Below are 24,740 nucleotides of genomic sequence, written 5' to 3' on the forward strand. Positions count from 1 at the left end.
TCATGGCTGCTCAACCGTCTTGTTTTTTATATTATACCATAGCTTCTAAACAAAATCCTTCTTTTTGCTAAAAGGTTATTTTCTGTCCCGGCTCAAACTCTAAGTAGTGAAGCGGATCCGTACTTAACACGCGTACAATAGAATAATACCCATGTTCTTCTTCTGAAACCATTAATTCAACACCATTTATATTTACGACTTTTTGACTTTCACATTGCGAATAATCGGCTGGATACACGATTTGCTCTGGCATAATTGTATATAAAATCATTGTAACATTGTCCCTTCTGCATGATCATCCGCGCGACCATCTATTAATTCGTTTAATTTTCGAATCGCATTTCCAATACCACCGACATCATCTATAAGACCGTACTTCACTGCATCTCCACCAATTACATTCGTACCAATATCTCGCGTCAAATTCCCTTTCGCAAACATAAGCTCTTTAAAACGATCTTCCGTTACTTTCGAATGCTTCGTCACAAAGCGAATGACTCTTTCTTGCATTTTATCTAAATACTCAAATGTTTGCGGCACACCTATAACAAGACCTGTTAGACGAATCGGATGAATTGTCATCGTCGCAGTTTCTGCAATAAATGAATAGTCTGTAGAAACGGCAATCGGTACACCGATAGAATGCCCTCCACCTAAAACTAAAGATACTGTCGGTTTTGAAAGTGAAGCGACCATCTCAGAAATTGCTAGCCCAGCTTCAACGTCACCTCCAACTGTATTTAACACTAAAAGCAAGCCTTCAATTTTCGGATTTTGTTCAATCGCAACAATTTGCGGAATAATATGCTCATATTTCGTTGTTTTATTTTGCGGTGGCAACTGAACATGACCTTCCACCTGTCCAACAATTGTTAAACAATGAATACGTGATTCATTCATTTGCGGTACATTCGTTTGTCCAAGCTGCTGAATTTTTTCCACTATTGAAGCTTCTTTTCCGGTTTCTTTCGGCTCAGCCTCTTTCTCTTCATTTGTATAACGATCACGTTCTGTCATATCGCATCCCCTTTCACTCGTATATAATTAGTATTTCTTAAGTTATAAATTTCATTCGATAGAGTGAAAAAGAAAAAAAAATCACCCGTAAAGGTGATCTTTTTTATACTTCCATAATAATCGGTAAAATCATAGGTTTTCTCTTCGTCTCTTCGTACAAGAACTGTCCTAATAATTCACGAATATTTTGTTTTAACATAGACCATTCAATTGAATATTCTTTAATTGATTGCTCAACAATCATACGTACAATCTCTGTAGAACGGTCAATTAACGCTTCTGATTCACGTACATATACAAATCCACGTGAAATGATTTCTGGACCAGAGATAATTTTCTTTTCATCTTTACCCAGTGTTACAACAACTACTAATATTCCATCTTGAGATAACATTTTTCTATCTCGAAGAACGATATTACCAACATCACCTACACCTAATCCATCAATTAACACATTGCCAGCTTGCACTTTGCCAACTAAGTTCGCTTCATCATCACCAAAACCAATTACATCGCCTTTTTCTACAATAAAGATATTTTCTCTTGCAATACCTACATCTTCAGCTAAGTATGCATGTGCTTTTTGCATACGGAACTCACCATGTACGGGTACAAAATATTTCGGTTTCATTAAATTTAACATTAATTTTAATTCTTCTTGGCTACCGTGACCTGAAACGTGAACTTTTCTTTCACCGTAATAAACAACTTCAGCTCCCGCTCTAAATAACAAATCAATAATTTTCGATACAGATATTTCATTACCTGGAATTGGAGATGCCGCGATAATAACCGTATCACCTTTACGAATTGAAATTTGTTTATGAGCTTGCTTTGCCATTCTAGAAAGGGCTGCCATCGGTTCACCTTGGCTACCTGTCGTTAAAATAGCTACCTTTTTCTCTGGGAAATTGTCTACTTCTTGTAGTGAAATAACCATACCTTCTGGAACATCTAAATAACCAAGACGTCTTGCGATATCTACCACTTTCACCATACTACGTCCTACAACCGCTACTTTTCGTCCTGTTTCAGCAGCTGCATCAAATACTTGTTGAATACGATGTACATTCGATGCAAATGAAGCAACGATAATACGTCCTTCTGCGCCGTAAAACACTTTAGAAATTTCTACACCAACTTCTTTTTCAGAACCTGTATAGCCTGGACGCTCAGCATTTGTACTATCAGATAATAAGCATAGAACGCCTTCATTTCCGATTTGAGCCATTTTCCCAAGGTCTGCTCCACTATTTCCAATTGGAGTTTGATCGAATTTAAAGTCTCCCGTATATACGATCGCACCTTTTGATGTATGGAAACAAACACCAACAGAATCTGGAATACTATGTGTTGTTCCAAAGAACGACACCGTTGTAGTATTAAATTCTACTGTTGAATTTGAATCGATTGTTTTTAAATCTACACGGCCTAACATACCCGCTTCGCCAAGTTTTTCTTGTATAAGTCCTACCGTTAATTTCGTTGCATACACTGGAATTGATAATTTACGAAGTACGTAAACAATGCCACCAATATGATCTTCATGACCGTGAGTAATAAATAAACCTTTTACTCGCTCTTGGTTTTCTACTAAATATGTAATATCAGGAATAACGATATCAATTCCAAACATTTCATCTCCCGGGAACATTAACCCTGCATCTACAATAAAGATTTCAGAATCAATTTCAACACAGTACATGTTTTTCCCGATTTCACCTACTCCACCAAGAGCAAATACTTTAACAGACTCATTCTCTTTTCTCTTCATGTTGTTGCCTGGTTTAAAAATCTTTCAAACACTGATTTCACTAAAATTGCAGAGACACCAGGGGAAACTCTACAACCACCATATATTCACCGTCCAAGACGAATGTCCTTACCGTTATGCGATATCATGTCCTTGTTTATTTTTTAAACCAGGTTTCACCTCTCTTTCATTATATAAATCAAATATCTTATTCGATATGATATGAAAATGTAATCAAATTATAATTTTTACCAATTTTGCTAAGCATACCCGTACTAAGCTACTTAGCCATATTATACCTGATACAAGAAATAGAACACAAGTTAAATCGTGCGAAAGAAAAAGGAAAAGAACGCATTCCCAACAAACTTATCGAACTGATGTCCTTTATATTTACTCCGATTTCGTACCCCATATCGTTTTGAAGAAATAGCTATAAATACTCTAAATTTATTTCATAATATAGATTTTCAAGACTTATTTTTCTAGAATTGAACAAAAAAACTTATAAAATGGAGTTTTTTTATGAATTACGTCATATTTGAAGTAATTACTCTCAAAAATAGAATTGGTACTTTATTACGTTTATATAAGCGTTCATTCTATAAATAACTATGACTTTTTAATTCCTTTAAAGAGTTACGATTATTTTCTTTTACATGTTGCAATATATAATGAAAAACCAGTTAATGATCTTATAAAAACATATATAGGTAAGATAAGAAAAGAGAGGGAAAGACTTTCATACAAATAAAAAATGACCTAGTTCTACACTAGGTCATTTTTTATTAACGAGGGATAGATTGCATAACAGATTGTAGCGTTACTCTCTCTTCTTCTGTTAACGGAAGAAGTGGTAAACGTACAGAACCTACATCTAATCCAACCATTTGTAATGCTGTTTTTACTGGTGTTGGGCTTGGCGCCATAAATAATGAATCCGTTACTCTTACAAGTAATTGATGTAATTTTTGCGCCTTCTTAAATTCACCTGCTTGGAATGCTGCAATCATTTCTTGCATTTCATTTCCGATAACATGAGATGCTACAGAAACGATACCTTTCGCTCCAACTGCCATAGCTGGTAACGTTAAACCGTCATCACCGCTGTATACTGCAAAGTCGTCCGCTGTTTTTTCAATGATTTCTGTCATTGTTAACACATCGCCGCCTGCATCTTTAATCGCAACAATGTTTTCTATTTCTGATAAACGAACAACTGTATCAACGGAGATTTGTACAATAGATCGTCCTGGAACGTTATATAGCATAACCGGAAGTGGCGTGCTTTCAGCAATTGCTTTAAAGTGCTGATACATTCCTTCTTGACTCGGTTTGTTATAATACGGTGCTACTAGCATTACTGCATCAACACCAACCTCTGTTGCTTTTTTCGTTAAGTCAATAGAAGCATGCGTATTATTGCTACCTGTTCCAGCGATTACGGGCACCCTTTTATCGACAACAGATACGACATGGCGATATAACGCTACTTTTTCTTCTGAAGTTAATGTAGGAGATTCTCCTGTCGTTCCTCCTACCACGATTGCTGTTGTACCGTTATCAATTAAATAATTTACCAATTTCGTTGTCTTTGCAAAATCGATATTGCCGTTTATATCAAACGGTGTTACCATCGCGGTTGCAATTGTCCCAAAATCTATCATGGTCTCACTCCTTATTGTTCCAGTTGCTTTTCTTTTGAAAGCTCAAACGCACTATGTAATGCATTTACAGCCTCCACTAAATCAGTTTCTTTTACAAGAACCCAAATAGTTGTATGACTATCTGCTGATTGCAGAATTTGAATACCTTTTTCAGCTAAAGCTGTAACGATTTTCGCAGTAACCCCTGGGTATCCTGCCATTCCAGCTCCTACAATAGATACTTTCGCACAATGCTCTGTCACAATTGGCTCATATCCAAGGTTTTGTAATAGTTCAACTGCACGATTTGATACATTATCACTCACCGTATAAGCTACCCCAGTAGGTGAAATGTTAATTAAATCGACACTGATTCCTTCATTCGCCATTTCTTTAAACACATGCTGCTGCAAATCATATGCTGTTTCTTTTGCAAGTACTTTAATTTGCGTCACATTTGATACATGTGCAATACCTGTAACAGGACGTTCTTCTACATCACGGCCTTTTGTAGCGCCGTCAGATGCTGAAATAAGCGTACCTTCACTATCAGAGTACGTAGAACGTACACGAAGCGGTACTTTTGCATGCATCGCAATTTCAACTGCACGTGGATGAACGACTTTTGCACCTTGGTATGCCATGTTACAAATTTCGTTATACGTTACAGTTTGAAGATGACGTGCATCTTTTACAATGCGAGGATCCGCAGTCATCACACCTTCTACATCTGTGAAGATATCGATATATTCAGCATGAAGCGCAACACCTAAAGCTGAAGCTGAAGTATCACTACCTCCGCGTCCAAGTGTTGTCGTATCACCTTTTTTCGTTTGTCCTTGGAATCCTGTCACAACGATTACATCTACATTTTCTAGCTCTTCGTGTATACGATCACAATTCATTTCAATAATCTTAGCATTTGTAAAATCATCATTTGTTACAAAACCAGCTTGTGCACCATTTAATGCCGCCGCTTTTATACCGTTCTCATTTAACATGTTAGAGAAAACGATTGCTGAGATTAATTCTCCGCATGATAATAATAAATCTTGCTCACGATTAGAAATGTGAGATTCCTCTTGATTTACAAGACTTAACAACGTATCAGTTGCATATGGTTCACCTTTACGGCCCATAGCAGATACGACTGTAACTACTTTATAACCCGCATCTAGCGATTTTTTTATATGATGAAGCGCATGCTTACGTCCATTTTCATCACGTACAGATGTGCCACCAAATTTTTGAACAATAATTTTCATATTTTGCACCTTCTCTTAGCCGTTTACACTAATTGTAATTTTACTAAGCGCTCTGCAATTTGAACAGAATTCCATGCAGCGCCTTTTAATAAGTTATCAGATACGACCCAAAGATGGAATCCTTTATCGTTATTTAAATCTTTACGGATTCTTCCAACGAATACTTCGTTTTTACCTACTGCAGTAGCTGGCATTGGATATAATTGCTCTTCTGGGTTATCTTGCAGAACGATACCTTCCGCATTTGCAAGTAAGTTCTTTAATTCCTCTACTGTTACGCCTTCTTTTTCTACTTCAATGTAAACAGACTCAGAGTGACCTGATACAACTGGTAAACGTACACATGTTGCCGCTACTTCTAGCTCTGGCATATGCATAATTTTTTTCGTTTCATTAATCATTTTCATTTCTTCAAATGTAAATCCATTATCTTGGAACTTATCAATCTGTGGAATCGCGTTGAAAGCAATCGGGAAATGTTTCTTATCACCTGATACAGGTAAAACATTCGCCTTTACTTCTTCACCATTTAAGATTGCTTGTGATTGTTCATGAAGTTCTTCAATCGCTGCCGCACCAGCACCTGATACAGCTTGATATGTGGAAACGATTACTCGTTTTAAACCATATTGCTGACGAACTGGCTCAAGAGCTACTACCATTTGAATTGTAGAACAGTTTGGATTTGCAATAATACCGTTATGTTCTTTTAAGTCGTTTTCATTTACTTCAGGTACAACAAGTGGCACGTTTTCTGTCATACGGAATGCACTTGTATTATCAACAACAATCGCACCGCGCTTTGCTGCTTCTGGCGCTAATTGTTTTGATACAGATCCACCAGCACTAAATAGTGCGATATCTACTCCTTCAAAACTTTCAGGAGTTGCCTCTTGAACTGTAAATTCTTCGCCTTTAAATACAAGTTTCTTACCTGCAGATCGTTTAGATGAAAGTAACGTTAACTTCCCAATTGGAAATTCTCGTTTCTCTAAAGTATTTAACATTTGTTCACCAACTGCGCCGGTTGCTCCAACTACAGCGACATGAAAAGTTTTTTGCTTTTCCATCACTATGCCCCTTTCTAGATACCAATCCTTCTATAACTTAGAATGAGAAGGAGTATACAATACCCCTTCTAATCTTAATAACGTTAATTTTATCATATTCTACAGTAAGAATGATGGTTTCATCAAAAATTGTCCGTTTTTTTTCGTTTTTTAATTCATATATCTGAATTTTTCTACGACAACCGGTTGCAATTGCTTCCCTTGCAGCGCTTCTAATACTGTATCTTCCAGTAACTCCATGCGAGCTACCATTGAATTTGGTTTTTTCTCTGGTGCGTCTTGACCGAATGGGACGAAGTAGATGTTTTTTGTGGCCATTAGGCGCATGAGATTTACCCCATTAAGTCCCAACGCATCATTCGTCGAAACAGCCAATACGACGGGCTTACCATTTCTTAGCGTCGCTTTCGCTGCCATTAATACCGGAGAGTCTGTCATTGCATTAGCAAATTTACTCATAGAATTTCCTGTTAGTGGTGCAATTACCATACAATCTAGTGGAATTTTAGGTCCTAGCGGTTCTGCGCCAACGATTGAATTAATCGCTTTAAAACCTGTTACTTCTTCAATCTTTTTAATCCACTCTGCCCCTTCTCCAAATCTCGTATTTGTTGATTGAACAGTGTAAGAAACAACTGGACGCACTTCAGCTCCCTCAGCAATTAACTTTTCTAAATGAGGCATTACTTCTTCGTACGTACAATGTGAACCAGTAAAACCAAACCCTATTCTTTTCCCTTTTAAATTCATTCCCCATTCTCCTTTCTTGCAATTACATCTTCTGCTAATAACTGAGAAAGAACGTTCGCTAAAATTTGTCCTGCTGTTTTTGGAGCAACAATACCTGGTAATCCAGGTGCTAACAGCGCTTTAACTCCCCTTTTTTCCGCATATCTAAAGTCGGTACCACCTGGTTTAGAAGCTAAATCAATTACTAACGTATGAGCCGGCATTTTTGAAATGACATTCGCTGTCACAACGAGATGCGGAATTGTATTAATGACAATATCGATATCCCCTACTTCTTTCTCAATGTCCTGCATATGAAAAGGAGAAAACATCATTTCTGTAATACGTGCAATATGTTCCGATCGTCTTGCTCCAACTTTGACATGGGCTCCTAATGATTGAAATGCTCTGGCAACGCTCATCCCTGTTCTACCAAATCCTAAAACCATTACATTAGAACCATGAATTGTATAGTCGGTATGTTGAATTACCATCATTAATGTACCTTCTACAGTTGGTATAGAATTGTAGATTGCCACATCATCACGATCAAATAATTTAATTAGTTTACGGTTTGTAGTAGATACGAGATTTTCCAAGTAAGGCGTACCAATACCTGAATATATAGTAAAATGTTCTGGTGTATTTTCAATTTGTTCTTTCGTTATAGAAACTTTTTCGTTTGAAAAAATAGTATCTACTTCTCCCTTGGCATTTGTACCTGCAACTGGCAAAATAATTGCATCTACAGAAGTGAAATCTAAATTTTGTATACTTTCTTTTGCTGCCCCTGTGAAGCCATGGTCTAACTGATCAAACCCTATCAATGAAAGTTTCGCATCCAATTCAACGAGCTTGCGAATTACTTCTAGCTGTCTTGCATCTCCTCCTATGACAGCAATATGCATCTCAGTCAACATTCCCTAATTCACCTTCTTTTTCTGTCATTTATAAGAAAAGTGCCTACTTTTTCTTTTTCCTCCACATCATATGTAATGTACGAGTTTTAGGTGATTGAAAAACAAAAAGCACCTATCATGTATCCCGCTATTTGTATGTGGGAAGGCCCTACCTCAAAATTCGGCATAGGAAAAGATATTCTGTTGGATTTTGCTCTGAGTAAAATGAACAAAAAAAGATGACCAAAATGGCCATCTTTCACTTCGAATTTGAACGATCTGTAATATCGCAAAGAATCATATCATGACCCACTTTTTTTATTTGACTCCATGCTACTCTTATTTCTTGTGGTTCCTTTTTAAAACCTCCCCATTTCCCAGCAGGTATAATAAGAGCCTGTATTTGTCCATCCTTCTCATCAATCTCTAAATCCACATAACCTAAAACCCCCATTTTTTCTGCTCTTTCTAAATTAACAATTTCTTTCCCACTTAGTTCACTTAATCGCATACTCTCTCCCCCTACCCAAATTATTCATTTAAGTTATCCATAATTAGTACCTATTCTATATACCCACAAAAAATAACCGTATCTCATTTAAAAGAGATACGGTTATTTTTAAATCATATATAGTAATTACAGTTTTATTCCTTTTGGAAGTTTTCCATCTGGACTAATTAATGCTGCAGAAAATTCATCTGTAAACATGTTACGAATTAACTCATCTACATTTTCTTTCGTTACAGTGTTTACACTTTCAATAATCTCATCAAGTGAACGGTGCTTACGAAGTAGCAATTCATTTTTACCATTACGGCTCATACGACTATTCGTACTTTCTAAACTTAACATTAAGTTTCCTTTTAATTGTTCTTTACTATTCATAAGCTCTTTTTCTGTAATACCTGTATTTTTCAATGTTTCTAATGTTTCTTGCATTGTTTCATACAGTGTATCTAATTGTTGGCTACCTGTTCCACCATAGAGCGTTAACATACCTGTATCTTCATAAGAAGAATGGTAAGAAAATACTGAGTAAGCTAACCCGCGTTGCTCACGTACTTCTTGGAATAAACGGCTACTCATACTACCGCCTAAAACGTTATTTAATACAATTAAGTTATAAATATCTTCGTGTCCCATTTGTAAGCCTTTATATCCTAAACATAAATGAGCTTGTTCTGTTTCCTTTTTACGTGCTACCTTATTAAAATGGAAAATTGGGCTATGTACTTGTTCACGGTTTGTCGTTCCTTCATAACTACCGAAATATTGCTCTACTGTTTGTAAAAAGGCTTCATCAATATTTCCTGCAATTGATACAACTACATTTTCAGGTGTGTAATGATCCTTAATATATTGACGTAGCGTATCACCTGTAAACGTATTAAGCGTTTCTTCTGTTCCTAAAATAGGATATCCAAGCGGATGCGTTTCATATGTTGCTTTCGTTAACATATCATGCACAATATCATCTGGAGCATCTTCGTACATTTTAATTTCTTCACATACGACATTCTTCTCTTTTTTCAGTTCTTCTTCATCAAATGTTGAATTAAAGAACATATCTGCTAATACATCTAAAGCATATTTAGCATGCTCGTCTAGCACTTTTGCATAGTAACAAGTGTATTCTTTTGAAGTAAAAGCATTCACTTGCCCACCAATGCTATCAAATGATTCTGCAATTTCACGTGCACTACGTGTTTCTGTTCCTTTAAAGAACATATGCTCTAAAAAGTGAGAAATCCCGTTATTTTTTTCATTTTCATTTCTTGATCCTGCATGGATCCAAATACCAATCGCAACCGATCTTACAGTTGGTATATTCTCCATAACTATTCTTACACCATTTTTACAAGTATATTTTTTAATCAAAAACTTTCCTCCTACTGCCAGTTTCTCTAAATAAATGCTATTATTTAATGATAACAAGTTTAAGGATGAATGTCATGCAAATGTATTTAATCTACACGTTTTTCATCCAGTAATTCTGTTATATTCCCTACTTTATATCCTTGTTCCTTCAATTTTGTAATCATTGTATCTAATGCTTCTGTTGTGGACGAAGTAGGATGCATTAATACGATAGCACCTGGATGTATTTTTCTCATTACTCTCTGCAATAGTACACCTGGCTCAGGTCGCTTCCAATCAATTGTATCAACAGTCCACATAATCGTTCCCATTTGAAAATCATCTGCAATTTTCACGACTTCATCCCGAAAACTTCCACTCGGCGGTGCAAACCATCTTACCTTTTGATTCGTAGCTGCTTCGATCATTCGATTTGTTTTTTGTAACTGATCTCTTATTTCATCAGACGATAACGTTTTCATATTAGGGTGTGTGTAAGAATGATTTCCAACTTCTTGATTTGCATCGACAATCATTTTTGCAAATCGTAAATTTTCTTTCACCCAACGTCCTTCTAAAAAGAAAGTCGCCTTCACATCATGTTTTTTCAATATTTCTAATATACGAGGCAAATACTCATTTCCCCATGCCACATTTATTGTTAACCCGACCATCTTTTTATCCGGATGACCTCTATAAATTGGTGCTGGTGATAAATCTTCTAAGTGGACACTCGGTGATACTTCCTTGAATTCAAGATGTTTTTGATCAAACTGCTTTAATTTCTTCATATTGTTATAGGATGCTTCCATATCAACTTGTTTTCCATTATATCCTGGTGTTGCTTTCCATATCTTATCAATCATCGCATTTTGCGGTGCAATCTCATATTGTTTTGCATGCTTTTGAATTTCTTCATATAAGTTATCCTGTGCAAAAACGGAATAAGAGCCTACACTGACATATAAAAAGAATATACATATGTATGCCAATATACGAGCTTTCATATAAACCCTCCCATTAACTATATAAAAAACCATTTTTCTTCTTATCTTTGTTAATTTGAGCGTTATAATGAAAACTATACCTATACTGACATAAAAATATATGCAAATCATATTTTTACATAACAAAAAAAGCCAGTTAAACTGGCTTTTGCTTATTGCTGCTCTTGTTTGTTTTCTTCTTTAGCAGCTTCTTTTTCTTGCTCTTCTTTTAGCAATACTTTTCTAGATAAATTCACGCGACCTTGCTTGTCAATCTCGATAACTTTAACTGTAATTACATCACCGATTTTCACAACGTCTTCTACTTTACCTACACGCTCAAGTGCAAGTTCAGAAATGTGAACTAATCCATCTTTACCGCTGAATAATTCAACGAAAGCACCGAATTTCTCAACACGTTTCACTTTTCCTTCGTAGATTTCACCTACTTGTACTTCGCGAACGATATCCTCGATAATTTTCTTAGCTTTGTCGTTCATTTCTTGATTTATTGAAGAAATGAATACTGTACCATCTTGCTCGATGTCAATTTTAACGCCAGTTTCTTCAATAATTTTATTGATTTGTTTACCGCTTGGTCCGATAACGTCACGGATTTTATCTGGGTTAATTGTCATTGTAATAATCTTTGGAGCGTACGCTGATAATTCAGTGCGTGGCTCTGCAATTACAGATAACATATGATCTAGAATGTGCATACGACCAACTTTCGCTTGTTGTAATGCCTCTTCTAAAATTTCACGAGATAGACCATCGATTTTAATGTCCATTTGTAGTGCAGTTACACCGTGTGCTGTACCTGCTACTTTAAAGTCCATATCACCTAAATGATCTTCCATACCTTGAATATCAGTTAAAATTGTGTAATGCTCACCTGATTTAACTAGGCCCATTGCAATACCTGCAACTGGAGCTTTAAGTGGAACACCAGCATCCATCATTGCTAAAGTACTACCACAAATACTCGCTTGTGAAGTAGAACCATTTGATTCTAATACTTCAGATACAAGACGTACTGTGTATGGGAAATCTTTTTCAGATGGAATTACAGGCTCAAGAGCACGTTCTCCTAGTGCACCGTGACCAATTTCACGACGACCTGGTCCACGCATCGGTCTTGTTTCACCAACACTAAATGATGGGAAATTGTAATGGTGCATAAAGCGTTTTGATTCTTCTACACCAAGGCCATCTAAAATTTGCACATCGCCTAATGCGCCTAATGTACAAATACTTAATGCTTGTGTTTGTCCACGTGTGAATAAACCAGAACCGTGTGTACGAGATAAAATGCCAACCTCTGATGCTAATGGACGGATTTCGTCACCTTTACGGCCATCTGGGCGGATTTTCTCAACTGTAATAAGACGACGTACTTCTTCTTTTACAATTTTATATAAAATCTCATTTACTTGTCCTAATGTATCAGCATCAGCTTCTTGCGCTTCGTAATGCTCAATTACACGCTTTTTCACTTCGTTAATTGCATCTTCACGTGCATGTTTCTCATGTACTTGAATTGCAGAATGCATATCCTTCTCAGCCATTTCACGTACAGCTTGGTTAAGATCAGCGTCAACTTCATAAAGTTTCACTTCTGATTTCTCTTTACCTACAGCTTGTACAATCTCTTCTTGGAATGCAATTAGACGTTTAATTTCGTCATGGCCAAACATAATTGCTTCTAACATTGTTTCCTCAGGCACTTGATCTGCTCCTGCTTCAACCATGTTAATTGCATCTTTCGTACCAGCTACAACAAGGTGAATATCACTTTGTTCTTGCTGTTCTACTGTTGGGTTGATAACGAATTCGCCGTTAATACGACCAACTGTTGCACCCGCGATCGGACCTTCAAATGGAATGTCTGAAATCGATAACGCTAATGAAGAACCAAGCATAGCTGCCATTTCAGAAGAACAATCTTGATCAACACTCATTACGATGCTGACAACTTGTACTTCGTTACGGAAACCATCTGCGAAAAGTGGACGAATTGGACGGTCGATTAAACGACTTGCCAAAATTGCTTTTTCACTTGGACGACCTTCACGTTTAATGAAACCGCCAGGAATTTTTCCGACTGCATATAAACGCTCTTCATAGTTTACTGTAAGTGGGAAGAAATCTACATTTTTTGCTTCTTTTGATGCAGTTGCTGTAGATAGAACCGCTGTATCGCCATATCTTACTAATACTGCTCCGTTCGCTTGCTTTGCAAGCTGACCTGTTTCAACTGTTAGCTGGCGACCAGCTAAATCTATCGAGAAGACTTGCTTTTCTTGACTCATTTAAGTACCCCTCTCAATTTAAAGTATTCAATTCTTCTATGTAAATGGATAGTATATCACAATATTCTACCTCTAGTATTACCGAAAATGAAGTAAGCTATAAAGAGTAGAAGATATATTTTTACCTAACAAAAAAGCGGGAATATTCCCGCTTCTTTGACTATCGACGTAAGCCAAGCTTTGTGATTAATTCACGGTAACGTGTGATATCGCTATTACGAAGGTAAGTTAGTAAGTTACGACGTTTACCAACCATCTTTAATAGACCACGACGTGAATGATGATCTTTCTTGTGAGTACGTAAGTGCTCGTTTAGAGTGTTAATTTGCTCCGTTAGGACAGCAATTTGAACCTCTGGAGAACCAGTATCAGTCTCATGAGTTCTAAATTGTGCAATGATTTCATTTTTACGCTCTTGTGTTAAAGCCATCCTATTTCACCTCCTATTAATTAAACCCCCGATTACCTAGCAAGCGTCGGTGAGTCGCAATGCCAAGCAATGGTTGTCATAAAGTACATAACATAGAATACTACTTTTCATTTGAAAAAGCAAGTATATTATTTTCGTTCGCAAAATATTCTTGTGCTGTTTTCTTATCTTTTGCGATTTGTTCAACTAACTCATCGATGCCATTGAATTTCTTCTCTTCTCTTATACGCATATGCCACTCTACTGTAACATTTTGATCATATATGTCTTTGTTAAATTCAAATAAGTGCACTTCAATGGATAGTTGGCGCTCATCTTCTTTAAAGGTTGGTTTATATCCAATATTACATACACCATCGTACCATTCATCGTGAACTTGTAATCTCACTGCATAAACACCTACAGGTGGTAATAGATACTCATCACTTAAACCTACATTAGCTGTGGGGAAACCAATTTGACGTCCACGTTTATCACCGTGTACAACCGTTCCCGCTACTGTATATGCTCTACCTAAAATAGATGGAATTTGCTCCATTTCGCCATTTCGAATTAACTTTCGTAATGCTGTAGAACTTACTTTCTCTTCTTGAAATTCAACTTTTTCAATCACAGTCTGTGTAAACTCCCCTCTTGCATGAAATGGTAAAGTCTCCATCTTTCCTTTTCCTAAACGTCCATATGAATAATCAAATCCTGCTACTACATGCTTTACATTTAAACCAATAATATAATCATCTACAAATTGTTGTGGCAATAAGCCTGCAAATGATTCATCAAATTTAACAACATATAATATATCGATACCTAAACTCTCGACTATTTTTTCTTTATCACACATCGGTGTAATATACTCGGCATGCGCTTCTTTTTTACCTAAAACAACAGATGGATGCGGATAAAATGTCATCACTGCACTTTTATATCCTCGTTCATCCGCTATTTGTTTCGCAGTTCGAATCACACATTGATGTCCTAAATGAATGCCATCAAAAAATCCTAATGCCATTACAGTAGGTGGTAATTCTAATTTATTTTGTTCATGTGGATGAGTTAAATGAATAAGTTTCACGCTTGAATTCACCTTTTTCTGTAATAATCCTTCCAATAATTCATTATAGCTTTAGTTCTTGATTATTCACAAGTACTTTCATCGGCTTTAGCATACCAGGGTGTTTTGGATGGTGCTCATAAATTGCAAGGCAGCGATCGTTTTTATCAAACACTGTTATAAATGGCGCCGTTATTTGCGATTCATTTTTTAAGAACATACCATTTTTTATTTTTTCTGCTTGCTTTTCATCTACAACCATTTTTGGGAATTTACTTAATGCTTCATCAATTGAAATGAAGATAGACTCTACTGTTTCATTTTGCACGTTTTCTTCAATTTCTTCAAATGATATGCAATCTTCTAATAAAAATTCACCCGAAGCTGTTCTTACAAGGTGAGACATATGGGATGGAAAACCAAGTTTTTCACCAATCATTACGGCTAACGTTCTTACATATGTTCCTTTACTACACGTTACACGGAAACGGAATGAAATATTTTCTCCTTCAAACACTTCACGGTCATCTAGTAATACAAATTCATGAATTGTAATTGTACGAACTGGACGTTCAACCTCTTGTCCTGCTCTTGCATATTCATATAATTTTTTTCCGTTAACTTTTACAGCCGAAAACATCGGAGGCATTTGCTCAATCGTACCTGTTAATGCCGCAAGAACCTCTTCCACTTCTTTACGAGTAATAACACGATCTACATGTTTCGTTTCCACAACTTCACCAGAAGCATCTTCAGTTGTTGTTGAAAATCCTAATGTCACTTCACCTTCATATGTTTTCGTTTCACTTGTTAAAAATTGTACAATCTTTGTTGCTCGCCCAACACAAATCGGCAATACTCCTGTTACATCTGGATCTAATGTTCCTGTATGACCAATTCGTTTTTCACGCAATATCTTTCTTAATTTAAATACACAATCGTGTGATGTCATGCCTTTTGGCTTATGTAATAATACTACACCTTCCATATATGTTCACCTCATCGTAATTCTTTCATAATCATTACCTAAAACTTATTTTACATTGAAAAAATGGATAGACAAATGTCTATCCATTATTCTTCACGTTTACCGTCTTTATTAATTTGATGTAAAAGTGTATCAATTCGATGACCATATCCGATAGACTCATCAAATTCAAAGGAAATTTCAGGTGTTTTACGAAGACGAATACGTTGGCCAATTTCTGAACGAATGAAGCCTTTTGCCTTCGCTAAACCTTTTAGTGTACTTTCTTTCTGTTCTTCATCACCTAAAACAGAAATATACACTGTAGCAATTTGTAAATCTCCACTCACTTGTACATCTGTTACAGTAACAAATCCGACACGTGGATCTTTAATTTTACGACTGATGATGTCGCCTAATTCTTTTTTCATTTGCTCGCCTACACGGTTTGCACGTAATTTCATAACTCTTCACCTCATTCAATACCATTCCAATTGTGTTATCGTACGTTCAATTTCAGGAAATGAATCGATGTACTCAAGTACACGATTCATTTCTTTTTCACAAATAACACGATTAGAGGATACAGAAACAATTGCAATTTCCGTACGTTGCCATACATCTTGATGCCCTACTTCTGAAACAGCTACGTTATAACGCTGCTTCACTCGAGTTAGCACCCGTTGCAAAATTGCTCGTTTCTCTTTTAAAGAATGCACATCGTAAATCATACACTCGAATGAGAGTGAAGCGATTATCATCGCTTCACTTCTTCCATAATGTATGCTTCAATAATGTCCCCTTCTTTAAGATCATTATATCGCTCAATTGTAATACCACACTCATAGTTTTGTGCAACTTCTTTTACGTCGTCTTTGAAACGTTTTAACGTATCAAGTTGTCCTTCGAAAATTACTACGCCATCACGGATAATACGCACGCCACTATCACGTGTAATTTTACCATCTGTTACGTAACAACCTGCGATTGTTCCAACTTTTGTTACTTTAAACGTTTGACGTACTTCTGCTTGACCGATTACTTTTTCTTCGAATTCTGGATCTAACATACCTTGCATCGCTGCTTCGATCTCTTCGATTACTTTATAAATAATACGGTGTAAACGAATATCAACGTTCTCTAATTCTGCTGTACGCTTCGCATTCACATCTGGGCGTACGTTAAATCCAATTACAATTGCATTAGATGCAGAAGCTAAAATGATATCAGATTCTGTAATCGCACCTACGCCTGTATGGATAATTTTAACTTTAACACCTTCAACATCAATTTTACGAAGTGATGCTGCCATTGCTTCTACAGAACCTTGTACGTCTGCTTTCACAATTAAGTTAATTTCTTTTACATCGCCCTCTTGGATTTGTTGGAATAAATCTTCAAGGCTTAATTTAGATTTTTCACCACGTTGAGCAAGTAACGCTTCTTGTGCACGTGATTCACCGATTTGACGAGCTTTCTTCTCATCAGCGAATGCCATGAAACGATCTCCCGCTTGTGGTACTTCGTTTAAACCTGTAATTTCAACAGGAGTTGATGGACCAGCAACTTTTACACGACGACCAATATCACTTACCATTGCACGAACACGTCCGAATGAAGTACCAACAACGATTGGATCTCCAACTCGAAGCGTACCGTTTTGAACAAGTAATGTCGCGATAGTTCCTTTACCTTTATCAAGCTGTGCTTCAATTACAGTACCAGTTGCATAGCGGTTTGGATTTGCTTTATATTCTTCTACTTCACTTACAAGAAGAATCATTTCTAGTAAGTTGTCAATTCCTTCGCCTTGAATCGCTGAGATTGGTACGAAGATTGTATCTCCACCCCATGCTTCTGGAACTAATTCATATTCTGTTAGTTCTTGCATTACGCGATCAGGATTCGCAGCTGGTTTATCCATTTTATTCACAGCAACAATAATTGGTACTCCTGCTGCTTTCGCATGGTTAATTGCTTCAACTGTTTGTGGCATAACACCGTCATCAGCTGCAACAACAAGGATTGTAATATCCGTTACTTGTGCACCACGAGCACGCATCGTTGTAAACGCCGCGTGACCAGGTGTATCTAAGAATGTAATCTTCTTGTCATTTACTTCAACTTGGTATGCACCAATATGCTGAGTAATTCCACCTGCTTCGCCAGCAGTTACTTTAGAGTTACGGATAGAGTCAAGTAATGTTGTTTTACCATGGTCAACGTGTCCCATGATTGTAACTACAGCTGGACGCTCTTTTAAGTTCTCTTCATCATCTTGCTCATCGATAAATGTTTCAAACTCAGTCTCGCTGACAATTACTTCTTCTTCTACTTCAATACCGTAGTCGTTAGCAATTAACTCAATTGTGTCTTTATCTAAGTCTTGGTTAATTGTTGCCATAATTCCAAGCATGAAGAGCTTCTTAATAATTTCAGATGGCTCTTTGCTTAATTTCTTAGCAAGATCACCTACTGTAAGGCTTCCAGAGAAAGTAATTTTATCTGGTGTTTCTACAGTTTGTGTTTGTTGTCTTCCAGCAAAGTTCTCTTGACGCTTGTCTTCGTTTCCTTTGCCTTTTTTCTTTTTCTTATTGCTGTTCTTTTTACTACGAACAACTTTTTCTTCTACTTCAAACTCATCTGCAACAGAAGGTTTTTCAGCTTGATACTCATTATCTAATTTGTTTACTACTTCATCGTCTAACATTGTCATATGATTCGAAACCTCGATATTCATTTCTTTTAGTTTTGTCATAAGATCTTTACTTGAGATATTATGTTTTTTCGCATATTCATGCACTCGAATTTTACTCATACCTTCACCCCCGGTAATTTGTATCGAGCATGCTACGCAGCTTTTTCGCAAAGCCCTCATCTAACACAGCTACAACGACTCGCTCATCTCTCCCAATCGCATGCCCTAATTGTTGTCGATTTTCGACCTTTCTCATTGGTACGTTGTAGTACGTCGTTTTATCTGTGATACGCTTTGTAGTATTTACTGACGCATCTTCAGATAGCAACACAAGTTTTGCTTTGCCACTTCGTACTTCCTTTAAAACGAGTTCTTCACCCGAAATAATTTTTCGAGCCCGGTTTGCTAGTCCTAAAAACGATTTCCAATCGGACACTTATTTCGACTCCTTCTCAACAAGCTCAAGAAGCTCTTCATAAAGAGAACTGTCGATTTTCGCTTTTAGATGATGTTCCAAAACATTTTTCTTTTGAGCTTGAAGAATGCTCTCTTTATCTTTTGATAAATAAGCACCTCGTCCTGATTTCTTTCCAGTTAAATCAATAGACACTTCTCCCTCTTTGGAACGAACAATGCGAACGAGCTCTCGTTTTGATTTCATTTCTTGCGTTGCAACACATTTTCGTAACGGAACTTTTCGATTGCTCATACTCATCACCTCTACTCGATTTCGTCTTCAACTGAATCGAATCCGAATGCGACTACGCTATCTTCTTCTGTTACAATTCCAAGTTGTTTCGCATCAGACTCACTCTTAATATCAATTTTCCAACCTGTTAATTTAGCTGCAAGACGTGCATTTTGTCCACGTTTACCGATAGCTAATGACAGTTGGTGGTCTGGAACAACAACAGTTGTTGCTTTCTCTTCTTCATCTACAAGTACTTTCACAACTTGTGATGGGCTTAAAGCATTGGCAACATATTCTACTGGATCATTTGACCAGCGAACGATGTCAATCTTTTCACCTTTTAGTTCGTCTACAATTCGTTGTACACGTTGTCCTTTCGGTCCTACACAAGAACCTACTGGATCAACATCAATGTTCTCTGCATGTACTGAGATTTTAGAACGATCTCCTGCTTCACGTGCTACAGAACGAATTTCAACCGTTCCATCATAAATTTCAGGAACTTCCATTTCGAATAAACGTTTTAAAAGACCAGGATGTGTACGTGATACGTAAATTTGTGGTCCTTTTGTTGTTTTTTCTACTTTTGTAATGAATACGCGAATACGATCATGTGGTTTGTACTGTTCGTTCGGCATTTGCTCACTTACAGGTAATAAAGCTTCTACTTTCCCTAAGCTTACATAGATGAAACGAGCATCTTGACGTTGTACGATACCAACCATGATATCTTCTTCACGATCACTAAACTCAGAGTAAATAACACCACGCTCTGCTTCACGCACTCGTTGTGTTACAACTTGTTTTGCAGTTTGTGCTGCAATACGACCGAAATCTTTTGGTGTTACTTCAATTTCTAGTACGTCACCATCTTGATAGTTTGGATTAATTTGTCTTGCTTCTTCAACAGAAATTTCAAGACGTGGATCAAACACATTATCAACAACGTCTTTACGTGCTAAAACTTGGATTGTTCCCACTTGTGGGTTAAAGCTCACACGAACGTTTTGTGCTTGGTTAAAATTGCGTTTATAAGCAGAGATTAACGCTGCTTCAATCGCATCAATAATAATATCTTTGCTAATTCCTTTTTCTGACTCTAATACGAGCAAGGCATCTAACAACTCAGTGCTCATGAAGATCCCCCTTCTAACTAAAACGTAACAGCAAGTCGCGCATTTGCAACTTTGTCCATTGGAATTTGGATTTCTTTTTTACGTGTTTTAATTGTTAATAATAGTGTAATTGTAGTACCATCGTAGGAAAGCATTTTTCCTTCAAACATCTTTTCACCATCAATCGGCTCATATGTTTTAATTGCCACTTGTTTTCCTACCGCTTGCTGGAAGTCTTTCTCTTTCTTTAATGGACGTTCTGCTCCAGGAGATGACACATCCAAAAAGTAAAGATGAGGAATTGGATCCTCTTTATCTAAAGCTTCGCTTAAACGTTCACTCACCGCACCGCATTCTTCAATGTCGACTCCCTTTTCAGAATCGATGAATACGCGTAAGAACCAGTCTTGTCCTTCTTTCACATACTCTACATCTACAAGTTCAAGATTTAACTCTTCAACGATTGGCTGCGCAAATGCTTCTACAACTTCTGTGACTTTCTTATCCATAAACAGCCTCCTTCCTGCCGCCATGTACCATTCACAAGAAAAGACCCCGTCCATAGAACGGTCTATCTTATTCTTTCTCGTTAGCTAACAAAAGCCCCTGCCGTTAAGCAGGGAATATCTGTCTTAGTATTACCAAATTTAAGAAGTAAAACTTGTAACAAAATATGTATATACGACAGAAATTTCTTACCTCTCCACATCAATAAAATGTAGATAGTAACACGAAAGAGTGGGTTTCCCCACTCTTCTTTTCACACAATATACATGACATGGTTATCTCGGTTAATAGTATACCATACCAAATGTTGATTTGCAAAGACTTTTCCTACCTATCAGAACAGCGATAACTGGTTTTGATCCGGCAAATCACCTAAACAACCTTGACTATCTAAATACTCAATAATTGTTTTCGAAACCTTACTACGCTGCTGCAAGTCTTCTTTTGATAAGAATTCTCCATTTTTACGTGCTTCCACAATACTTAAAGCTGCGTTTGTACCAAGACCAGGCACCGCATTAAATGGAGGGATTAATGAGTCTCCATCAATAATAAAGTCTGTTGCATGTGAGCGATATAAATCGACCTTTTGGAATGAGTATCCACGCTCACACATTTCAAGTGTCATTTCTAGTACCGTTAATAAACTCTTCTCTTTCGGTGCTGCATCTAAACCTTTTTGCGCAATTTCATCGATTCTTGCACGTATAGATGCTGAACCTTTTGCCATCGCTTCTACGTCAAAGTCATCTGCACGAACCGTAAAGTATGCCGCATAGAATAAAAGCGCGAAATGTACTTTAAAGTATGCGATACGCACAGCCATAAGTACGTAAGCAGCCGCATGGGCTTTCGGGAACATGTACTTAATCTTCTTACATGAATCGATATACCAACCTGGTACATTATTACTTTTCATGTCCTCTTCCCATTCTTCTGGTACACCTTTACCTTTACGTACTGACTCCATGATTTTGAAGGCTAATGATGGGTCTAAACCTTGATAGATTAAATATACCATGATGTCATCACGACAACCGATAACTTCACTCAGCGTACATGTACCGTTATAAATTAACTCATTTGCATTACCAAGCCATACGTCCGTACCATGTGATAATCCAGAAATTTGGACTAACTCTGAAAATGTCGTCGGTTTCGTCTCTTCTAACATCTGTCTTACGAATTTCGTACCAAACTCTGGTATACCAAGTGTACCTGTCTTACAGTTAATTTGTTCTTCCGTTACGCCTAACGATTCTGGCCCTGAGAAAATTTTCATTACTTCTGGATCATCCGTTGGGATTGTTTTTGGATCAATACCACTTAAATCTTGTAACATACGAATAACTGTAGGATCATCGTGTCCTAATATATCAAGCTTCAATAAATTATCATGAATAGAGTGGAAGTCAAAGTGTGTCGTTCTCCACTCAGCACCTATTGAATCTGCTGGATACTGTATTGGTGAGAAATCAAAAATGTCCATATAATCTGGCACAACGATAATACCACCTGGATGCTGTCCTGTTGTACGTTTTACACCGGTACATCCTGCTACTAAGCGGTCAATTTCTGCATTTCGAATCGTTAAGTTATGATCATTTGCATAACCCTTTACATATCCATAAGCAGTTTTTTCCGCAACTGTACCAATCGTTCCTGCACGATATACATAATCTTCACCGAACAGTACTTTCGTATAGTTATGGGCACGTGGTTGATATTCCCCAGAGAAGTATAGTGATAGGTAAGCATTTGATATTATCTCCAGCTTTTCCCCCACTCCACACCGTGCGTGAGGCTTTCACACTCACACGGCGTTCCATCGTTAACTTTGTCGACGTTTATAAGCTGAGTTTTGGATTTCCTACTTCCGTTCTCAACTTATTTAATTTATTTAATGCTTTCTTTTCAAGCTTGACTAACATTTTTTTATAATCTTCATTTGCAAGAGGGTCTTTATTATGAATTAATGTATGGTATTTCTTATTAATAATAATCAAGTTGTGATATTCATCACTACCACCTTGCCCTGTTGGCTTAATGTGATGACATATAGCATTATGAGGAGTTAATCGTTCTCCCGTTATGCCACAACATCCTTTTTGCGCGACATATTTACTTAAGCGATTATTTTCATACAAAACACTTTTTGCTTTATATATTCCTTTACGAAACATTTCGATTTCTCGCACAGACACATGTTTTATCTCTTTATGAATTGATGCCCTATCCTTTTTATTATAAACAGAAAAATTAGGGTCTCTTTGACCTCGTATATCATGTCGAATTGCTTCAATAGGATAGACCAGTAATCCATTACTTTTAAACCTTGGACAATTATAATCTCCATAAAACTTATCAATGATATGATTAGTTTCTATTGTATAAACAAAGATGTTTCTGAACATCAATGATTTTATATTCGGATGAATTTTATGTCTTAGCTCGTTAAAATCTTGAGAGATTCTGGTCGCAATTTTGTAGTAATTATGCAACCCAAGTATATTCGAATTAAAATTCATCACTTTTTCTGGAGTGGGACTTTTTCTTAGTTTCACTAGTTGATGCCTAATGACACCCAATACTTTATCTTTCGCTTTCGGGTCCATTTTAGAATTTACAATATAACCAGTTTTAGCATTCCCCTTCTGAACTGCTCTAAATCGAATCCCTAAAAAATCTGTACCGTTTTTCCGTAAGTTTGTGATTTTACTTTTTTCTTCACTTATCTCAAGACCCAATCTTTCTTTGAGCCATTTTTCAACCGCTATTTTAATCTTTCTAGCGTTATCGTAGGAATTTGTGAAGATTTTAAAATCATCTGCATACCTTACTAGATACATTGGCTTTAACCTTGTCTTTTTTAGCGCATCCGTTTTATTGCGTTTTAATTTATAAGGTACTCTTGTCGGCTTTGTTTCCCATTGGTTTGACACCCACCAGTCAAGTTCATTTAATACAACGTTGGCTAGTAATGGAGATAAAATACCACCTTGAGGAGTCCCTTTAACAGGAATGCCTTCACCTGTAACTTCCGCCTTCAGCATCTTTTTGATAATGGATAAAACTTTTTTATCCCGTATTCCAATTGTCCATAGTTGCCTCATTAACTTTTTATGATTAACGTTATCGAAGAAACCTTTAATATCTATGTCCACTACAAAATGTTGATGACTGTGATTAACCATATGATAGCATCTAGCTAAAGCATCATGAGTGCCGCGTTTTGGTCGAAAACCATAGCTTTGTGGATGGAACTTCCCTTCAACAATCGGCTCTAGAACTTGTTGGAACATTTGCTGGATTAATCGGTCTTCAATTGTTGGAATCCCTAAAGGTCGCATTTTTCCATTTGGCTTTGATATAAACAAACGCCTTACTGCATGCGGCATATAGTTTTCCAATCTCTTCTGCGTTAATCTAATTAGCTTGTCGGCATCTATTTTATTAAGATGTTTTATTGTGTGACCATTTGTCCCTTTCGTTTTACTACCTATGTTGCTTTTTAAATTACGAAAGGCTAATCGAATGTTTTCTTCAGAAATAATCAGCTCATAAATATTTTTGAAATATCGACCCTTTTTGCTTTCTTCATAAAGATTGTCAAAAGTTGATTGTAAGCCAAAATATTCATTGTTTCTTAACTTTTGAATCATCAAGTCAGCCAACTAATCACTTCCTTAATGAAGTTTTCGTTTCTCTTTTGTCATACAGGAATCTGACTTTTGTAGGTTTTGTTT

Annotated in this window: 23 protein-coding genes and 1 pseudogene; all 24 read right to left on the minus strand. The window is 36.7% G+C overall.

Annotated features, from left to right (window positions below):
- Positions 1-67 precede the first annotated feature (67 nt).
- Positions 68-271: a YlzJ-like family protein gene (locus ACTFSI_RS00985; RefSeq protein WP_000605016.1), complete on the minus strand. Its 204-nt coding sequence runs from the start codon at positions 269-271 to the stop codon at positions 68-70.
- Complete coding sequence (tepA, locus tag ACTFSI_RS00990; RefSeq protein ID WP_000139814.1) at positions 268-1,017, minus strand: translocation-enhancing protein TepA; 750 nt, start codon at positions 1,015-1,017, stop codon at positions 268-270. The genes ACTFSI_RS00985 and tepA overlap by 4 nt, the downstream gene beginning before the upstream one ends.
- Before the next feature lie 103 nt (positions 1,018-1,120).
- Complete coding sequence (locus ACTFSI_RS00995; RefSeq protein WP_000823085.1) at positions 1,121-2,791, minus strand: ribonuclease J; 1,671 nt, start codon at positions 2,789-2,791, stop codon at positions 1,121-1,123.
- Between the two features lie 767 nt (positions 2,792-3,558).
- Positions 3,559-4,437, minus strand: a complete 879-nt coding sequence (dapA, locus tag ACTFSI_RS01000) for a 4-hydroxy-tetrahydrodipicolinate synthase (protein ID WP_000564761.1) — start codon at positions 4,435-4,437, stop codon at positions 3,559-3,561.
- Positions 4,438-4,448: 11 nt separating this feature from the next.
- The gene (gene dapG, locus ACTFSI_RS01005) at positions 4,449-5,681 is read right to left on the minus strand and encodes an aspartate kinase (RefSeq protein ID WP_000692473.1); all 1,233 of its coding nucleotides are present in this window, start codon (positions 5,679-5,681) and stop codon (positions 4,449-4,451) included.
- Between the two features lie 23 nt (positions 5,682-5,704).
- The gene (asd, locus tag ACTFSI_RS01010) at positions 5,705-6,751 is read right to left on the minus strand and encodes an aspartate-semialdehyde dehydrogenase (RefSeq protein WP_000414848.1); all 1,047 of its coding nucleotides are present in this window, start codon (positions 6,749-6,751) and stop codon (positions 5,705-5,707) included.
- A 150-nt stretch (positions 6,752-6,901) separates the two neighbouring features.
- Entirely contained in the window at positions 6,902-7,501 is a 600-nt protein-coding gene (gene dpaB / locus ACTFSI_RS01015) for a dipicolinate synthase subunit B (RefSeq protein ID WP_001049480.1), read from the minus strand.
- A complete protein-coding gene (dpaA, locus tag ACTFSI_RS01020; protein WP_000954733.1) occupies positions 7,498-8,400 on the minus strand; it encodes a dipicolinic acid synthetase subunit A in 903 nt (300 codons plus the stop codon). Before dpaA ends, dpaB begins: the two co-directional genes overlap by 4 nt.
- 238 nt (positions 8,401-8,638) lie before the next feature.
- Positions 8,639-8,890, minus strand: coding sequence for a YlmC/YmxH family sporulation protein (locus ACTFSI_RS01025; RefSeq protein WP_001239750.1), 252 nt, complete (start codon positions 8,888-8,890; stop codon positions 8,639-8,641).
- 126 nt (positions 8,891-9,016) lie between these two features.
- Positions 9,017-10,258 carry a M16 family metallopeptidase gene (locus tag ACTFSI_RS01030; protein ID WP_000592994.1) on the minus strand — a complete coding sequence of 414 codons (1,242 nt, stop codon included), beginning with the start codon at positions 10,256-10,258 and terminating at the stop codon, positions 9,017-9,019.
- 86 nt (positions 10,259-10,344) lie between these two features.
- The gene (locus tag ACTFSI_RS01035) at positions 10,345-11,244 is read right to left on the minus strand and encodes a polysaccharide deacetylase family protein (protein ID WP_138321243.1); all 900 of its coding nucleotides are present in this window, start codon (positions 11,242-11,244) and stop codon (positions 10,345-10,347) included.
- A gap of 152 nt (positions 11,245-11,396) precedes the next feature.
- The gene (pnp, locus tag ACTFSI_RS01040) at positions 11,397-13,535 is read right to left on the minus strand and encodes a polyribonucleotide nucleotidyltransferase (protein WP_000076746.1); all 2,139 of its coding nucleotides are present in this window, start codon (positions 13,533-13,535) and stop codon (positions 11,397-11,399) included.
- A 160-nt stretch (positions 13,536-13,695) separates the two neighbouring features.
- The gene (rpsO, locus tag ACTFSI_RS01045) at positions 13,696-13,965 is read right to left on the minus strand and encodes a 30S ribosomal protein S15 (RefSeq protein ID WP_001229392.1); all 270 of its coding nucleotides are present in this window, start codon (positions 13,963-13,965) and stop codon (positions 13,696-13,698) included.
- Between the two features lie 100 nt (positions 13,966-14,065).
- Positions 14,066-15,037 carry a bifunctional riboflavin kinase/FAD synthetase gene (gene ribF, locus ACTFSI_RS01050; RefSeq protein ID WP_000766720.1) on the minus strand — a complete coding sequence of 324 codons (972 nt, stop codon included), beginning with the start codon at positions 15,035-15,037 and terminating at the stop codon, positions 14,066-14,068.
- Between the two features lie 43 nt (positions 15,038-15,080).
- The gene (gene truB / locus ACTFSI_RS01055; RefSeq protein WP_440045209.1) at positions 15,081-16,004 is read right to left on the minus strand and encodes a tRNA pseudouridine(55) synthase TruB; all 924 of its coding nucleotides are present in this window, start codon (positions 16,002-16,004) and stop codon (positions 15,081-15,083) included.
- Positions 16,005-16,090: 86 nt separating this feature from the next.
- Positions 16,091-16,447 (minus strand): 30S ribosome-binding factor RbfA, encoded by a 357-nt coding sequence (rbfA, locus tag ACTFSI_RS01060; protein WP_000776445.1) that lies wholly within the window; start codon positions 16,445-16,447, stop codon positions 16,091-16,093.
- A 15-nt stretch (positions 16,448-16,462) separates the two neighbouring features.
- On the minus strand, positions 16,463-16,744 hold the full coding sequence (locus ACTFSI_RS01065; protein ID WP_000582364.1) for a DUF503 domain-containing protein: 282 nt from the start codon (positions 16,742-16,744) through the stop codon (positions 16,463-16,465).
- The gene (gene infB, locus ACTFSI_RS01070; protein WP_000036341.1) at positions 16,741-18,801 is read right to left on the minus strand and encodes a translation initiation factor IF-2; all 2,061 of its coding nucleotides are present in this window, start codon (positions 18,799-18,801) and stop codon (positions 16,741-16,743) included. Before infB ends, ACTFSI_RS01065 begins: the two co-directional genes overlap by 4 nt.
- A 4-nt stretch (positions 18,802-18,805) precedes the next feature.
- Positions 18,806-19,117, minus strand: coding sequence for a YlxQ family RNA-binding protein (locus ACTFSI_RS01075; RefSeq protein WP_001286523.1), 312 nt, complete (start codon positions 19,115-19,117; stop codon positions 18,806-18,808).
- Positions 19,118-19,390: an RNase P modulator RnpM gene (rnpM, locus tag ACTFSI_RS01080; protein WP_000071128.1), complete on the minus strand. Its 273-nt coding sequence runs from the start codon at positions 19,388-19,390 to the stop codon at positions 19,118-19,120.
- Between the two features lie 11 nt (positions 19,391-19,401).
- Positions 19,402-20,508: a transcription termination factor NusA gene (nusA, locus tag ACTFSI_RS01085; RefSeq protein ID WP_000102609.1), complete on the minus strand. Its 1,107-nt coding sequence runs from the start codon at positions 20,506-20,508 to the stop codon at positions 19,402-19,404.
- Positions 20,509-20,525: 17 nt separating this feature from the next.
- Positions 20,526-20,996 (minus strand): ribosome maturation factor RimP, encoded by a 471-nt coding sequence (rimP, locus tag ACTFSI_RS01090; protein WP_000359097.1) that lies wholly within the window; start codon positions 20,994-20,996, stop codon positions 20,526-20,528.
- A gap of 332 nt (positions 20,997-21,328) precedes the next feature.
- Positions 21,329-22,744, minus strand: a pseudogene (locus ACTFSI_RS01095) (PolC-type DNA polymerase III); the annotation flags it as partial.
- A gap of 97 nt (positions 22,745-22,841) precedes the next feature.
- The gene (gene ltrA / locus ACTFSI_RS01100; RefSeq protein ID WP_000774442.1) at positions 22,842-24,668 is read right to left on the minus strand and encodes a group II intron reverse transcriptase/maturase; all 1,827 of its coding nucleotides are present in this window, start codon (positions 24,666-24,668) and stop codon (positions 22,842-22,844) included.
- Positions 24,669-24,740 lie beyond the last annotated feature (72 nt).

Source organism: Bacillus cereus group sp. MYBK101-2, from assembly GCF_051918845.1.
GTDB lineage: Bacteria > Bacillota > Bacilli > Bacillales > Bacillaceae_G > Bacillus_A > Bacillus_A paranthracis.